The sequence below is a fragment of the Siminovitchia sediminis genome (assembly GCF_042680885.1).
GTDB lineage: Bacteria > Bacillota > Bacilli > Bacillales > Bacillaceae_C > Siminovitchia > Siminovitchia sediminis.
Map to the genome: position 1 here is coordinate 1 of NZ_JBHUEO010000010.1, position 14477 is coordinate 14477.

A 14477-nucleotide genomic window follows, 5' to 3' on the forward strand; every position below is an offset into this window, starting at 1 on the left:
TTTGCACACTGAAGTGCAAATCAATTATATAGGAGGTGGCTCAGTTATGGCAGAGGTGGCTCTAAATCATGTCATAGGTGGCTCTAAAATATGGCAGAGGTGGTATTATCCGATGTCTTTATTCAATTGTGGATGACCATCATTTCTAGCAAAGATAAACTTGTTGTCATTATAAAAGTCTCCCTGTTGTAGTTTTAATTCCTTTTGTTTTATTTCATGTCTCTTTAACATTTTTACAAGCATTGTATCAATTCGGATCGTACGAATCGAACCAACTGTTTTAGGTGTAAGTAGTTCATATTCCTTTATATTGTTACGTGGGTTATATAAGGTTTTCGTAACGCGTATAGAGTTTGCTTCTGTATTAAAATCACTCCACTTAAGAGCAAGTAGTTCTCCAATACGTAAACCAGTATAGGCTAGTGTTGTGAATAGTAAATAATCCATTTCTAAACCATCTGATTTAGCTAATTGTAAAAAATGTGCAAGTTCCTCTTTTTCTAAGAATTTTACTTCATTCTCTTGATTTTCAATATCCTCAATATTTACTTTAGGCTTAGGCAATTGAACATTTTCTGTTGGATTATGTTTAATTAGTTCCAATTCAACCGCATGCTTAAAAATCATCCTACCGCAGGCATGAATGCCACTTACATAGTTTCGACTATATTTTTCAGATAGTTCAACTATTCGTTTTTGGTAAATATGTTTACTAATTTTCTTAATCGGTAAATGTCCCCAAACAGATATAAAATGTTTCATTTCCTTGTTACGAGCCCTAACACTACTAACTTTTGCATTTTGTGCATAGACCTTAATCCATTCGAGAGCGAACGATTCAAATGTCGTTTTTGTTTCTTTAATAAATTCTCCATTTTCAATTTCAAGTTCTACCTTTCGAGCTGCTGAAGCGGCTTCTTTTTTCGTGAGAAAACCTGATTTTGTAATCTGTTTCTGTTTTTGTGTTAATGGGTCCATACCTAGAGATACGGTATAAGACCATTTCCCATTACTTCTTTTTCGTAAATATGCCATTTTATTTTTTTCTACTCTCCTTCATATTTTTTCTTTCTCGTTTTTTACGTTGGTTGAAAGTATTTTCACAGGTGCTTCTTTTTCTACCTGGTAAAGGGGAACAAAATTTTTGAGACCCATGAATTGGTTCAAATAATGCACCGCAATTAATACACTCCTCAAGTTTAAGGTCTTTAAAAATAGCTTGTTTTAATTGGAAGCTTGCGACTTCCGTAAGGTTGTTAAATTTCATAGCAGGTACAATATTGCCATCAATGACACGTGTAGCTGTTTCCCCTGCTTCAAGGTCTTTAAGTTTAAGGTTTAAATAAGTGAAGGCAATAGTTTTTATGTCTGTTTCATCTTTAACCCGCTCCCAAGTATTATTTAATTCATCGCCTACCTTATTAAGTTCAAGTAACTTATCTGGGTTACCTTTGAACGCTTCATATACCTTTTTCAATTCACCTCCTCTCAAGAATAGTTTTGAATCATTAAATATATAGTTGGCGTATTCCTCAGAAGATAAAGCTTCCCTAAACAGTGCTTGGTGCCTTTGGTTAAATGTAGCTTGGTTTTCAAATTCATGTTTAATTTTTGTCATAATCTCAGCATTTTCTTCTACTATGTCGTTCCACATTCTTAATATCTGTTGAAATTTAACTAACTCTTGAAAGAAGAGCAAAGCATTCATTTCAACAGAAACCGTCTCGACATCGTTAATAAATGAAAGATTAGAATTAAAATGCTCATCATTTTCCTGTATTGATAAGTTGAACGGTATCCCATAATTTTTTATAAACTTCATTACTGACTTTTCATCGCAGATATTTATTTTGTTCATTTCCAGATAGAGCTCTGGGGTGTTATAAAGCAATAATATCTCCGTTATAACTTCAAAAATCATGTCTATTCTTTTAATTTGTCGATTTTACATAAAAAAACTTTATACGCATCTTCTTCACCCAGTATCTAAATTTCCCATTTTCTTTATTGGGCATTCCCTTCGCTTGAACTGTAATTTGTTCCGGACCCAATATTTATTCTATTTTGTTAAATTGCATATTTAATTAATTAAAAAAGGTATGCTTTTATGAAAACAGGGGGAACATAGAATTGAAATTAACATAGGAGGTTTTGTTATGAACAATTTAACAGAACTTGAAGTGGAAAATTTGCGCCATTTAATTGGTGGACATGGATTGGTTACAAAAAAGTTAGAAACATATGCACAAAATTGTCAGGACGCCGAATTAAAAATTATTTTACAAAGAGATGCCCAAGCTGCAAAACAAGCCCAACAACATCTAATGACATTTTTAGGTTAGGAGGAATGAAAAATATGTTTCAAGATAAAGAAATTGTGAGCGATTATTTAGCTGGGTTAAATGCAAGCTTAACAGGATATGCCCATATGATTACCCAGTCGAATAATTCTGAATTACGTCAAGCATTAATACAACTAAGAAATCAGGATGAATCTCGTCAAAGAACATTGTACAGTTATGCACTGCAAAAGGGATATTATCAACCAGCCGCACCTGCTTCAGAGGAAGTAGTCCAACAACTTAAATCACAATTAACACAAGAACAATAATATTATTTTTTTAGAAGCCAAGCTTCCTTATAGGTAGTAATAAAAAATAAGCAGTTCAATTGGACTGCTTATTTTTTATTGCATATCAAAGTTTATAAGTGAAGAAATGATAACGTACTATTGAATTTACAAGATGAAGTAATTTATTATTCATACTAGCTGTGCCTTTATTTATGGATAATTTTATATATGTCATTCCGAATTTTATTCGAAAAATATTTATATTTAGCTTATAATGAAGATGGGGTGACATGATGGCACGTGAAGGAAAATTTACAAAAGATGATTTGTATAAGGCAACCAATCATCTATTATTGCAACATGGCTATGCGGGATTTCATTTTGGTCTACTGGCTAAGAAATTGGATATAAGTAGAGCAGCTTTGTATAAATACTTTGATAATAAAGATGAATTGATTACGGAATATATGGAATTTGAAATGGAGCGATTCATGCAGGAACTTGAAAAAATAAAAAAATATCCACACTTTGAAGATCAACTAGACTATTTACTAGGAGTTATTTTTAAATATAGTAAAATCCATCAAATACTTTCTATGGTCTTCCAAATACCAAAATCTGATCATCCAAAAGTAAATGAAACCTTGGAACAGTTAGAGTATCAACATGGAAAAATGTATACATATTTAAACAATTTTATCCAATTAGGAAAAAGTGAAAAACTATTAAAACTTGAATTTCCTAATCGCCTAATATTAGGATTTATTTTTCAAACAGTAAATATTCCTAATTACTCTAAATTACCAGAACAGGAATGGAAAAACTTAATGATACAATTTCTTCGCCATGGAATGTTTGTCGAAAGAAGTTGACACTTGTGTAACTTTGATTCATAATGAACTTGTTACGTAAGTGTCTTTTTTTTATATAAAGTTACACTTCTGTAACCGTCGGATCCGATTTACATTTAGTATTATTCAAGTAATCTGAACAATGAGGTGAAATGATGTTTTTAGCTTTAAGAGAATTAAAACATGCAAAATTACGTTTTGTTATGATCGGTATGATTCTCGTATTAATTTCTTGGCTTGTTTTTATATTATCGGGGTTAGGAAATGGACTTTCTTCCCTTAGTGCGGCAACATTCAAAAACATGGATACGGATTATGTTGTCTTTGAAGATGGGTCTCGCCATTCTATGTTAAGATCAGTCATATCTGAAGATTTATCTGAAGAACTCAAAAAACAGGAATACGTTAAGGATGCAGCTCCAATGGGTTCCCGCACTGCGGTGGTTCTTAAAGAAAATGCAACAACTAATGATGAAAAAATCGATGTTTCCCTTCTTGGTGTTAATCCGGGAACATTTTTAGAACCAGAAGTCATTGAGGGAAATCCATTAGCAGAAGGAAAAGACCTTGAAGTAATTGTTAATGATGTGTTAAAGAACCAAGGTATAAAAATCGGCGACACTCTTGAAATTGAAGGTTCTGATGAAGTTATTAAAGTTGTTGGTTTTGTTGAAAATGAATCATTTAATCATTTGCCTGCTGTATTTATGACAATGGATTATTGGCGTAAGATTCATTTTGCAGCAACAGGTTCAGATATGGGTGTTACTAACCCAGTCAATGCAATTATGCTTCAAGGGGAGAATATTGTACCGGAGGATATCAATCAATCGGTTGAAGGAATTGAGACAGCAACGAAACAAGAAGCGATTAATGGAATTCCGGGATATACAGCTGAAAATGGAACGATTATGATGATGCTTGGCTTTCTCCTAGCAATTTCTGCATTTGTTATTACTGTTTTCTTCTATGTGATAACGTTGCAGAAGTCGAATCAATTTGGAATTATGAAAGCAATTGGCGCAAGTAACGCCTTCCTCGGACGAGCTGTTGTTTCCCAAGTATTCATGTTAGCGGTTATAAGCATTGGGTTAGGAATTCTTTTAACTTATGGAACTGCAGCGATTTTACCAGAGGCAATGCCTTTTACACTTGATCCTATACTTGTCATCATTTATGCAATCATACTACTTGTGGTATCTGTTTTAAGTTCCCTTTTTTCCGTTCGAAAAATAACGAAGATAGATCCACTTCAGGCAATTGGGAGGGTTGAGTAATGAAAGGAATTCACTTTGAAAATGTATCTAAGCACTATAAAGAAGGAGACAGAACTTTTACTGCTTTAAGCAATGTTTCCATCTCGGTTAAACCCGGCGAATTCGTTGCAGTAATAGGTCCTTCAGGTTCGGGAAAAAGTACATTTCTCTCCATTGCTGGCGCTCTTCTTCAACCGTCTGAAGGGAACGTCATAATAAATGGGACACAACTTTCCGATTTGAAGCCGAAGGAACTTTCGAAATTAAGATTAGAACAAATTGGTTTCATTTTACAAACCTCAAACCTTGTTCCATACTTGACAGTTCTTGATCAATTGTTAGTTGTAAAGAAAATGAAAGGTTCTATTACAAATGAAGATAAACAATTAGCTAAAGAATTGTTAGAAGAAGTTGGTTTAGGAGAAAAATTAAAAAAATACCCTGATCAGTTATCAGGAGGAGAAAGACAACGAACCGCAATCGCTCGTGCATTAATAAATGATCCGAATATCATTCTTGCTGACGAACCAACAGCGAGTCTTGATACACAACGAGCCTTTGAAATTGTTGAACTAATGAAAAGCGGATTGAAATCAAGAAATAAAGCGGCAATCATGGTTACCCACGATGAACGTTTATTAAAATATTGCGATAAAGTTTATAAAATGGTAGATGGAAATTTAACATTATCTGAAGAGCAAAGTGCGGTTCAGTAAACAAAAGAGTCAGTATCTCACTTACGATGGTGGGGGACTGGCTCTATTTAATTACGGACTTTTCTTTATCAATATTAGGTGAATGTAACAAAAGTATCAGACAATCAAGTTCCGTACAAGACTCCTTTCGAATTATACAAAAGTAACATTTATTGTGCATGATACATAGGATACATATGACAATAATGGAGGAGTGAGAAAATGTATTATTCACCTAATATGTATCCGAATTACTATGTAAATGTTCCAATGCACCAGATTCGTCAACAGCCTATATATTGGAGTTACCCACAAGCAACAAATACAGGGAGTTTTTATCAACCAATGCAAGTAGAGGAAAGAGCAGAAAATATGGTGTTTAGAGATCAAGGGAAACAGCCATTTGTAATAAATATTGAGGAAGCTGCGGAAAGGAATCGTACCTTTCGCACGGCAATATGGACTGGAAATCATTTGCAAGTCGTATTAATGAGTATTGCTGTTGGGGAGAGCATTGGTTTAGAAGTTCATCCAAATGTTGATCAATTTCTACGTATTGAAGAAGGTCAGGGACTTGTTCAAATGGGTGACACCGAAAATAATTTGAACTATGAAAGAAGGGTTTCTGAAGATTATGCTATCATGGTTCCTGCTGGTAAGTGGCATAATTTAACAAACACTGGAAATAAGCCCTTAAAGTTATATACCATTTATGCACCTCCAGAACATCCATTTGGAACGATTCACCAAACGAAAGCAGATGCAATAGCTGCGGAAGAAACCGGTAATTCGGCCAATCCAACTTATTTCGGTAGAACTCCAGATGAATGGGTACAGTATACAGAGTTTTTAGTGAAAGAAGGATTAGAAGATGTTAAGAGAGGAATAAATGCTACACATATCCTTCAAGAGTTTATTCTCATGGGAGTTCTAGTCGGAAAAGGTTATTCTCCTGAAAGAGCATATGAAACAGTAGAAGAATGGGAACGTACGGGAGAATCAAAACTTCTTCAGCAGAGTAAAAATATGTAATGCTTTCTTATTGTAAAAGGGAGTTTATCATTTTTGATGAAACTCCTTTTTGATTTTGTTTTAAAGAAAAATCAAAATGGATAATAATTTAAATTTAGTACTTTACAATAGGCATATAAAAATTTAGATAACAAGGTTGACATTTTACCCCAGGGGGTATACTATTGGTCTTGTAATTGATTTTCAACAAGCTAAATCAATGGAGATTTATAAAAGGAATTCTGCAAACGTCGTTATCAATAACGACTAATTTATTGCCAAATATTATACCCGTATGGGTATCATGAACGCCAAGCTTGCAAATTTTTTTATTGAAAATAAATACCATAGGGGGTAACTGTATGATTCAAGCAAATCACCAATTAGATGCAAAAGGCTTAGCTTGTCCAATGCCAATTGTGAAAACAAAAAAAGCAATTACGGATCTTGAAGATGGTCAAGTATTGGAAGTTCAAGCTACAGACAAAGGATCCAAAGCTGATTTAGCAGCATGGGCAAGTACTGTTGGACACCAATATCTAGGAACATTGGAAGAAGGCGATGTTCTTTATCATTACATTCGCAAAGGCTCTAATGAACCAGAAGTGGAAAAAACATTTGAACACACTGTTTCACTTGATGAAATTGAATCAGGTGACGGTTTAATTTTAGATGTACGTGAAGCAGCAGAATATGCATTTGGTCATATTCAAGGTGCAACGTCCATTCCAATGGGTGAATTAGAATCACGCCTTGAAGAATTGGATAAAGAAGAAGAAATCTATGTAATCTGCCGTACAGGGAAACGTTCTGATTTGGCAGCACAACTATTAGCAAACAATGGTTATAAAAAAGTTTATAACGTTCTACCGGGTATGAATGAGTGGAACGGAAAAATAACAAAAGAAATCTAGGGGGAATTTATTATGTCAGAAAAAGTAGCTATTATCGCAGCAAACGGTGGAATGTTTGATGCATACAAAGTATTCAATATCGCAACAGCAGCAGCAGCTTCAGAAAAAGAGGTACAAATCTTCTTCACTTTTGAAGGACTAAACTTAATTCATAAAAAAGCAATGCACGCTTTAGAAATGCCAGCAGGAAAGGAACATTTTGCTGAAGGGTTTGAAAAGGCAAATGTTCCTACTATCCCACAACTAGTTGAGATGGCACAGGAACTAGGTGTTAAATTTATAGCATGTCAAATGACAATGGATGTTATGGGACTTACGAAAGAAGATTTCGTTGATGGTATAGAAGTTGGTGGAGCAGTAACATTCCTAGAATATGCAAAAGATGCATCACCAACATTAACTTTCTAATTAGATGATCAATCTTTATGCAGTGGAGAAATTCTCCACTGCTAAAAAATAATTAAAAATATACCTAGGGGGGTAATTTAGTAATGACAGTAAATAAATGGACTGCAGCAGAAGTTGCTCGAAAAGTAATTGATAACGAAGAATTATTTATTTTAGATGTTCGTAATCATGATGCATTTGAGGATTGGAAAATTGAAGGACATAAATTCGAGTATTTAAATATTCCTTACTTCGAATTATTAGATGGTGTAGAAGAGATTTTGCCTAAACTTCCAACAGATAAGGAAGTATTAGTAGTATGTGCTAAGGAAGGATCTTCCGTTATGGTAGCAGAAATGCTTTCTGAAGCTGGTCGTGAAGTTGCATATCTTGAAGGCGGAATGAAATCTTGGAGTAGTTATCTAGAACCAATTAAAGTTTCCGATTTAGAAAATGGTGGGGAGCTATACCAATTTGTTCGTTTAGGAAAAGGTTGTTTATCTTATATGGTAATTTCTGAAGGCGAAGCAGCTATTATTGATGCAGTGCGTTTCACGGACGTATTTACAAACTTTGCGAAAGAAAAAGGGGTAGAAATCAAGCATGTATTTGATACACACCTACACGCAGATCATATTTCAGGTGGACGTCAAATTGCAACAAATACAGGAGCAACTTACTACCTACCACCAAAAGATGCGACAGAGGTAGTGTTTGATTACACGCCTCTTACAGAAGGATTAAATGTAAAAATTGGTGCATCTCAAATTGATGTAAATGCACTTTATTCACCGGGTCATACCATAGGTTCTACTTCATTTGTTATCGACAATCAGTTCTTGCTAACAGGTGATATTTTATTTATCGACTCCATTGGTCGTCCCGATTTAGCAGGACTTGCGGAAGATTGGGTAGGTGACTTACGAGAAACACTATATTCCCGTTATCGTGAACTAGCTGAAGACCTAGTGGTGTTACCTGCACATTTCATGATTATTGATGAGTTAAATGAAGATGGTACAGTGGCTAGAAGATTAGGTGATTTGTTCAAAGATAATCATGGCTTAAACATCGAGGATGAAGCGGAATTCCGTCGTACTGTTACAGATAACCTACCACCACAGCCAAATGCGTATGAACAAATTCGTCAGGTAAACATGGGTAAAATTACACCTGACAATGACGAACAAATAGAAATGGAAATTGGTCCTAATCGTTGTGCAGTTCGCTAATTAATCAATAGAAATAAAAATAAAATGGAGGTATAACAAATGAACATCACAAAAACATTAAATGCAAAAGGCTTAGCATGTCCTATGCCAATTGTAAAAACTAAAAAAGCAATGGATACGATTAACTCAGGTGAAGTACTTGAAGTACTTCTAACAGATAAGGGTGCTTTAAACGATATCCCAGCATGGGCAAAATCAGGTGGCCACACTGTATTAGAACAAAAAACAGAAGAAGATGTTCTGTATTTCTATATTCAAAAAGGATAAGGAAAACCAAATAGCGGGTAGCATGAACTACTCGCTTTTCTAAATTAGAAAGAAGGTTTAGTAATGGATTTAACTTTTATCATCGTTGTGTTTGCGATTGGGTTTATTGGTTCCTTTTTATCCGGTATGTTAGGTGTTGGGGGTTCCATTATTAAATACCCAATGCTACTTTATATTCCCCCTTTATTTGGTCTAGTAGCATTTACAGCCCATGAGGTTTCTGGAATAAGTGCAGTACAAGTACTGTTTGCTTCCATTGCAGGTGTATGGGCATATCGAAAAGGTGGATACCTAAACAAGCAGCTCATCATTTATATGGGTGGAGCTATCCTGATAGGAAGTCTAATTGGTAGTTATGGATCGATTTTCTTATCCGAGCAAGCAGTAAATGTTGTGTATGGTATTCTAGCTGTGATTGCAGCTGTAATGATGTTTGTACCAAAGAAACAAATGGACGATGTACCATTAAATGATGTTACCTTCAACAAGCCACTAGCGGCAATATTAGCATTAATTGTGGGAATAGCATCTGGTATAGTCGGTGCGGCATGAGGGTTTTTACTTGTACCAATCATGCTTACGGTTTTGCACATTCCAACACGCATGACGATTGCAACAAGTTTAGCAGTAACGTTCATTTCTTCCATCGGGGGAAGTGTTGGTAAACTTGTTACTGGACAAGTAGATTATTGGCCCGCTGCTATTATGATTGTAGCAAGTTTATTAGCGGCACCACTTGGAGCAAAAGTAGGAAAGGGAATGAATACCCGAATTTTACAAGTGATATTAGCACTTTTGATTGCGGGTACTGCTATTAAAATTTGGATAGATATTTTGACTTAAATAATATTTTAAACCTTCTAGATACGAAAATAGACAATAATAAAGGAGATGCAGACTGATGAAAAGTATATCAGCAGTAGAGTTACAAGAGAAAATAAAAAATGGAGAAAAGGTTCATATTATTGATGTTCGGGAAGACGTTGAGGTTGCAGAAGGGAAAATTCCAGAAGCTAAACATATTCCTTTGGGTGATATACCTAATTCTTTAGAAAAACTCGATAAAAATAAACATTATTACATGGTTTGTCGTTCTGGTGGAAGAAGTTCAAGTGCATGTGAATTTTTAATTAATCAAGGGTACAATGTTACGAATATGACTGGCGGAATGTTAGCGTGGCAAGGTGAAATAGAATAGGAGGCTTAAATATGGGAAAAAAAGTACTGATTGTTGGTGGGGTTGCTGGTGGAGCTTCTGTCGCTGCACGAGTCAGAAGATTAGATGAAAGTGCAGAGATTATTATGTTTGAAAAAGGTCCTCACGTATCCTTTTCGAACTGTTCGTTACCTTATCATTTAAGCGGTATTGTAGAAGATAGCGAAAAACTTGTTTTAATGTCTCCCGATATCTTTAAGAGTCGCTACAATATTGAAGCTAGGGTACAACAGGAAGTTATTCAAATTAATCGGGATAAGAAAACAATCACTGTAAAAGATTTGATCTCAGATAAAACATACGAAGAGGGCTATGATAAATTGGTGCTTTCCCCCGGTGCTTCACCTATTCGACCAAATTTAGAAGGCATAGACAATTCTAATGTTTTTACAGTACGTAACGTAGTCGATATTGAGAATATCAATTCATATATCAAGCAAAAAGGTATGAAGGATATCGCGGTCATCGGTGGTGGCTTTATTGGAGTAGAGGTTGCAGAAAATCTTAAACTTGCAGACTATAATGTAACATTAGTTGAGTTTGCAAATCAAGTAATAGCACCATTTGATTACGATATGGCTCAAATCCTTCATAAAGAAATGGTGGATCACGGAGTTGAACTTATTCTAGATGATGGGTTAGCTAAAATTTCTGATGGAAATATTACAACAAACTCCGGTAGGAAAATTGATGCGCAGGCAGTGGTATTAGCGATTGGTGTAAGACCTGAAACCAACTTGGCTAAGGAGGCAGGTCTTGAGATTGGAGAAACAGGAGCTATTAAAGTCGACTCCAATTACTTAACAAGTGATAGAGATATTTATGCAGTTGGGGATGCCATTGAAGTGTATCATCGTTTGTTACAAAAACAAACAAGACTAGCACTAGCCGGGCCAGCCCAAAAACAAGCCAGAGTGGCTGCAGACCATATGCATGGAATTCCAACTAGAAATATCGGTGTAATCGGATCATCATCCATCCACCTCTTTGATTTAAATGCAGCATCTACTGGACTTAATGCAAGAACAGCTGAGCAAGCAGGAATGATGTACGATTATGTTTACTTAATGCCGGGAGATAAAGTGGGACTCATGCCAGACAGCAATCCAATGCATTTTAAATTGGTTTATGAATATCCAACAGGTCGAATCTTAGGTGCGCAGGCAATTGGTAAAGGAAATGTAGATAAACGAATTGATGTTATTGCAACCATGATTACAATGAATGGTACGTTGGAAGATTTGAAAGATCTAGAATTGACCTACTCACCAATGCTAGGAACGGCTAAAGATGTCGTTAATCATGCCGCTTTAGTAGGGCTAAATCTACTACAAGGCAGATACAAAGAAGTCAAAGTTTCCCAAGTTCGAGAACTGGTAGAAAGTAATGCTTTTATTATTGATGCACGAGAAAAAGGTGAATATAATGCAGGTCATTTTAAAAACGCAGTTAATATTCCTTTAAGTGAGTTTAGACAGAGACTTGATGAAATTCCAAAAGATCAACCGGTATACATTCACTGTCGTTCAGGTCAAAGAAGTTATAATATGGTAATGGCATTACAAAATTTAGGATATGAGAATGTATACAACATTTCTGGTTCCTATTTGGGTGTAAATCTTTATGAATATTTTAATGATTTAGTTACTGGTAGAGAAAGAATAGTAACTGAATATAATTTTAAATAGATTGACTTAAAATCCGAAGAATATTATTTAACAGTAATGAAACGGAGGTACATTATTTCGTGTATCCTCCATATTTTTTCTATTCTCATGATATGTATAAGTTTTGTTAAAGAAAGCAAAAGCGACTAATAGAAAATAATATTGAAATCTTGACAATATACCTTATGGGGTATATTATTGTTTGTGTAATCCTTATTAAAAGGTGATCAATTATGATTATATATTTGCTAAGTGCAGTTATTGTTTTATTGTGTTATGAATTATATAGAAGGTATTTCCCGATTATGGGAATAACTTGTAAGCATAGAATTGGCGAAAAGTATATCGTTATATTAGATTTAAGAGATTACAACGAAAAAGGAACTTTAAAAAATGTGGCAATGCAGATACCTTACGCTTATTTGAGAAGACACTACAGTGAGATTCCGGATCAGTCACTTCATGTTGTAGCGAGTGATCGAATGGATATTAATCTAGGGGTGAGATTTTTATTAAGAAAAGGATATAGTGTTAGTAGTTTCGAGATTATAGGTTGTGCATGTAAAGGAGGAATAATAGATGGAGTATGATAAATCTGTTATAAATCGTTTAAAACGTATTGAAGGTCAAATTAGAGGCGTATTAAATATGATTGAGCAAAATAAAGATTGTAGGGAAGTAATTACTCAATTATCAGCATCTCGTACTGGTATTGATCGTACAATTGGATTAATTGTAAGCATGAATTTAGAACAATGTGTTCGAGAAAATATTGAAAATGGCGAAGATACGAAAGAACTTGTAAAAGAAGCAGTAAATTTATTAGTGAAAAGTAGATAAAGGTTCTAACAATTTTCTTACTAAAAGGAAATTTAACAGCCTTTTTCTTTTTAAATGAAATATACCCCATTGGGTATGTGATTGAGTTGAGCCTAGTGGAAGTAATTAAATGAAACAATTAGAACAGAAGGTAAAATGACATCAGATAAAAATTAAGAAAAAAGAAGGTGAAGGTAGAGTGGATATTATACAATGGATTTTTATTATTTTGATCGCACTCTTTGTGATCAATCGTTTTATTCCCAAAAAGGGCATTACGAATATAACTGTTCAAGAAGCAAAAGATAAATTTAAGGATAAAAGTGTTCAATTTATAGATGTCCGTACACCGGGTGAATATAAAGCAAATCATCGCAAACCGTTTAAAAATATCCCACTTTCCAATTTGCCTAGCCAAGTAGACAAACTGGAAAAAGATAAAGAAGTTGTTGTTATATGTCAAAGTGGAATGAGAAGTGCAAAAGCAGCAAATATGCTGAAAAAACAAGGATTCGAAAATATTTACAATGTAAAAGGTGGCATGAATGCTTGGTACTAGAAAGGATGGAAGTGATGGCAAAAAAGGTTACCCCGAAATCAGTTGCAAGCCGGCTTCACAACCGGGAAGACGTTTTAGCCTAAAGTATGCAAGGAATTATTGTACTCCCTGTATATTTAGGCTCTCTTTTCATTCATAAAACATACTGCTATTAGGAATATTTTTTGAGTGCTGAATACACATAGTTTTTCTGCTGTTACTTTTCACATGTACTTGTAATTTAGTATAAGAAGTTAAATTTATTTTGCAACTAGTTCAGTTATTTTTTCTTCTAACTGTAAAATCCGGATTGTTAGATCTTCCACAATGCTTTTATTCGATAAAAAATTCAACTCATATAATCTCGATAAATATATAGCTTCCCGAACGGTATTAATACGGTGCTTTTGAAATAACTTACAGATATCATGCATATCTTCCATCAATTTGGAGCTGTCCATATCGTGAAGACTCATTCCGTAAAAAATAATTACATTCATTACTTTACCAGGGATATCGTAAAAGTAGCTATATTTATTAAACATGCCAAAATCTTCTTTATTATAATTCCCTTCATAATTATCTTCCAAATATCTCCATACGAGAAGATTATTTTCACTTTCTAAAAAATCGATTAGTTGTTCATTCGTGTTGTTACCACCATTCAATTTATTTTTACTTTTGTGTGACCACATTTTGACCACGAAACATATATAACGGGATATTTGTATTTTGCAAGAGAAAAATACAGAATAATGCAATCAAAAGTGCATAACTTTGCCAGCCTATTCCGTTAATGATTCTGTCTCGATAACGCGTGAGTCATTCGGTAGCTTTCTCCAGTGAAACTTAAAATGTGAGCGTGATGGATGACCCTGTCCACCAGGGCTGCAGTCAGCCTAGAGTCGACAAAGATGCGGTTCCATTTGTATTTGGCAAGTAAAAAATGTATGAAATGGCATTTAAAAATGCATGCCACTCGCCAACGGCCTTATGAATGTAATAATGACTCTTTGTAACGGAAGCTGTCGCCCGTAAAAAGCAATAGATGC

At 34.6% G+C, this 14477-nt stretch carries 18 protein-coding genes and 2 pseudogenes; 16 read left to right on the top strand and 4 right to left on the bottom strand.

Features of this window, described 5'->3' with window-relative positions:
* Positions 1-105: 105 nt before the first annotated feature.
* Together ACFSCZ_RS05520 and ACFSCZ_RS05525 are read right to left on the bottom strand one after the other, a co-directional pair.
* Positions 106-1035 carry a site-specific integrase gene (locus ACFSCZ_RS05520; protein ID WP_380772798.1) on the bottom strand — a complete coding sequence of 310 codons (930 nt, stop codon included), beginning with the start codon at positions 1033-1035 and terminating at the stop codon, positions 106-108.
* Between the two features lies 1 nt (position 1036).
* Entirely contained in the window at positions 1037-1921 is an 885-nt protein-coding gene (locus ACFSCZ_RS05525) for a hypothetical protein (RefSeq protein ID WP_380772799.1), read from the bottom strand.
* Positions 1922-2156: 235 nt separating this feature from the next.
* Here ACFSCZ_RS05525 and ACFSCZ_RS05530 point away from each other — a divergent pair, with 235 nt between their 5' ends.
* The 16 genes and pseudogenes from ACFSCZ_RS05530 to ACFSCZ_RS05605 all read left to right on the top strand — a co-directional run bounded on the left by ACFSCZ_RS05530 (position 2157) and on the right by ACFSCZ_RS05605 (position 13446).
* Positions 2157-2342, top strand: a complete 186-nt coding sequence (locus ACFSCZ_RS05530) for a hypothetical protein (RefSeq protein ID WP_380772800.1) — start codon at positions 2157-2159, stop codon at positions 2340-2342.
* Positions 2343-2356: 14 nt separating this feature from the next.
* Positions 2357-2611, top strand: a complete 255-nt coding sequence (locus tag ACFSCZ_RS05535) for a spore coat protein (RefSeq protein ID WP_144925623.1) — start codon at positions 2357-2359, stop codon at positions 2609-2611.
* Between the two features lie 254 nt (positions 2612-2865).
* On the top strand, positions 2866-3444 hold the full coding sequence (locus ACFSCZ_RS05540) for a TetR/AcrR family transcriptional regulator (protein ID WP_380772801.1): 579 nt from the start codon (positions 2866-2868) through the stop codon (positions 3442-3444).
* Between the two features lie 134 nt (positions 3445-3578).
* Entirely contained in the window at positions 3579-4700 is a 1122-nt protein-coding gene (locus ACFSCZ_RS05545; RefSeq protein ID WP_380772802.1) for an ABC transporter permease, read from the top strand.
* On the top strand, positions 4700-5395 hold the full coding sequence (locus ACFSCZ_RS05550; RefSeq protein ID WP_380772803.1) for an ABC transporter ATP-binding protein: 696 nt from the start codon (positions 4700-4702) through the stop codon (positions 5393-5395). The genes ACFSCZ_RS05545 and ACFSCZ_RS05550 overlap by 1 nt, the downstream gene beginning before the upstream one ends.
* A gap of 201 nt (positions 5396-5596) precedes the next feature.
* Positions 5597-6406: a cupin domain-containing protein gene (locus ACFSCZ_RS05555; RefSeq protein WP_380772804.1), complete on the top strand. Its 810-nt coding sequence runs from the start codon at positions 5597-5599 to the stop codon at positions 6404-6406.
* A 341-nt stretch (positions 6407-6747) separates the two neighbouring features.
* A complete protein-coding gene (locus ACFSCZ_RS05560) occupies positions 6748-7299 on the top strand; it encodes a sulfurtransferase TusA family protein (RefSeq protein WP_380772805.1) in 552 nt (183 codons plus the stop codon).
* 12 nt (positions 7300-7311) lie between these two features.
* Positions 7312-7707 (top strand): DsrE/DsrF/DrsH-like family protein, encoded by a 396-nt coding sequence (locus ACFSCZ_RS05565; protein WP_380772806.1) that lies wholly within the window; start codon positions 7312-7314, stop codon positions 7705-7707.
* A gap of 83 nt (positions 7708-7790) precedes the next feature.
* Positions 7791-8918 carry an MBL fold metallo-hydrolase gene (locus tag ACFSCZ_RS05570; RefSeq protein ID WP_380772807.1) on the top strand — a complete coding sequence of 376 codons (1128 nt, stop codon included), beginning with the start codon at positions 7791-7793 and terminating at the stop codon, positions 8916-8918.
* A gap of 39 nt (positions 8919-8957) precedes the next feature.
* Entirely contained in the window at positions 8958-9185 is a 228-nt protein-coding gene (locus tag ACFSCZ_RS05575; protein WP_380772808.1) for a sulfurtransferase TusA family protein, read from the top strand.
* A 63-nt stretch (positions 9186-9248) separates the two neighbouring features.
* Positions 9249-10028 (top strand): annotated as a pseudogene (locus tag ACFSCZ_RS05580) (sulfite exporter TauE/SafE family protein).
* A gap of 58 nt (positions 10029-10086) precedes the next feature.
* The gene (locus tag ACFSCZ_RS05585) at positions 10087-10383 is read left to right on the top strand and encodes a rhodanese-like domain-containing protein (RefSeq protein ID WP_380772809.1); all 297 of its coding nucleotides are present in this window, start codon (positions 10087-10089) and stop codon (positions 10381-10383) included.
* 11 nt (positions 10384-10394) lie between these two features.
* Complete coding sequence (locus tag ACFSCZ_RS05590) at positions 10395-12089, top strand: FAD-dependent oxidoreductase (protein WP_380772810.1); 1695 nt, start codon at positions 10395-10397, stop codon at positions 12087-12089.
* A gap of 212 nt (positions 12090-12301) precedes the next feature.
* The gene (locus tag ACFSCZ_RS05595) at positions 12302-12658 is read left to right on the top strand and encodes a sulfurtransferase (RefSeq protein WP_380772811.1); all 357 of its coding nucleotides are present in this window, start codon (positions 12302-12304) and stop codon (positions 12656-12658) included.
* Positions 12648-12908: a metal-sensitive transcriptional regulator gene (locus tag ACFSCZ_RS05600; protein ID WP_088051596.1), complete on the top strand. Its 261-nt coding sequence runs from the start codon at positions 12648-12650 to the stop codon at positions 12906-12908. Before ACFSCZ_RS05595 ends, ACFSCZ_RS05600 begins: the two co-directional genes overlap by 11 nt.
* A gap of 178 nt (positions 12909-13086) precedes the next feature.
* Positions 13087-13446 carry a rhodanese-like domain-containing protein gene (locus ACFSCZ_RS05605; RefSeq protein WP_380772812.1) on the top strand — a complete coding sequence of 120 codons (360 nt, stop codon included), beginning with the start codon at positions 13087-13089 and terminating at the stop codon, positions 13444-13446.
* A gap of 239 nt (positions 13447-13685) precedes the next feature.
* Here ACFSCZ_RS05605 and ACFSCZ_RS05610 read toward each other — a convergent pair whose 3' ends face one another.
* On the bottom strand, positions 13686-14093 hold the full coding sequence (locus tag ACFSCZ_RS05610; RefSeq protein ID WP_380772813.1) for a hypothetical protein: 408 nt from the start codon (positions 14091-14093) through the stop codon (positions 13686-13688).
* A gap of 125 nt (positions 14094-14218) precedes the next feature.
* Positions 14219-14353 (bottom strand): annotated as a pseudogene (locus ACFSCZ_RS05615) (ATP-binding protein); the annotation flags it as partial.
* Positions 14354-14477: the final 124 nt, after the last annotated feature.

Coding starts and splice junctions, on each gene's coding strand:
- ACFSCZ_RS05520 (WP_380772798.1), bottom strand. CDS start 1,035: ATGGCATATTTACGAAAAAGAAGTAATGGGAAATGGTCTTATACCGTA.
- ACFSCZ_RS05525 (WP_380772799.1), bottom strand. CDS start 1,921: ATGATTTTTGAAGTTATAACGGAGATATTATTGCTTTATAACACCCCA.
- ACFSCZ_RS05530 (WP_380772800.1), top strand. CDS start 2,157: ATGAACAATTTAACAGAACTTGAAGTGGAAAATTTGCGCCATTTAATT.
- ACFSCZ_RS05535 (WP_144925623.1), top strand. CDS start 2,357: ATGTTTCAAGATAAAGAAATTGTGAGCGATTATTTAGCTGGGTTAAAT.
- ACFSCZ_RS05540 (WP_380772801.1), top strand. CDS start 2,866: ATGGCACGTGAAGGAAAATTTACAAAAGATGATTTGTATAAGGCAACC.
- ACFSCZ_RS05545 (WP_380772802.1), top strand. CDS start 3,579: ATGTTTTTAGCTTTAAGAGAATTAAAACATGCAAAATTACGTTTTGTT.
- ACFSCZ_RS05550 (WP_380772803.1), top strand. CDS start 4,700: ATGAAAGGAATTCACTTTGAAAATGTATCTAAGCACTATAAAGAAGGA.
- ACFSCZ_RS05555 (WP_380772804.1), top strand. CDS start 5,597: ATGTATTATTCACCTAATATGTATCCGAATTACTATGTAAATGTTCCA.
- ACFSCZ_RS05560 (WP_380772805.1), top strand. CDS start 6,748: ATGATTCAAGCAAATCACCAATTAGATGCAAAAGGCTTAGCTTGTCCA.
- ACFSCZ_RS05565 (WP_380772806.1), top strand. CDS start 7,312: ATGTCAGAAAAAGTAGCTATTATCGCAGCAAACGGTGGAATGTTTGAT.
- ACFSCZ_RS05570 (WP_380772807.1), top strand. CDS start 7,791: ATGACAGTAAATAAATGGACTGCAGCAGAAGTTGCTCGAAAAGTAATT.
- ACFSCZ_RS05575 (WP_380772808.1), top strand. CDS start 8,958: ATGAACATCACAAAAACATTAAATGCAAAAGGCTTAGCATGTCCTATG.
- ACFSCZ_RS05585 (WP_380772809.1), top strand. CDS start 10,087: ATGAAAAGTATATCAGCAGTAGAGTTACAAGAGAAAATAAAAAATGGA.
- ACFSCZ_RS05590 (WP_380772810.1), top strand. CDS start 10,395: ATGGGAAAAAAAGTACTGATTGTTGGTGGGGTTGCTGGTGGAGCTTCT.
- ACFSCZ_RS05595 (WP_380772811.1), top strand. CDS start 12,302: ATGATTATATATTTGCTAAGTGCAGTTATTGTTTTATTGTGTTATGAA.
- ACFSCZ_RS05600 (WP_088051596.1), top strand. CDS start 12,648: ATGGAGTATGATAAATCTGTTATAAATCGTTTAAAACGTATTGAAGGT.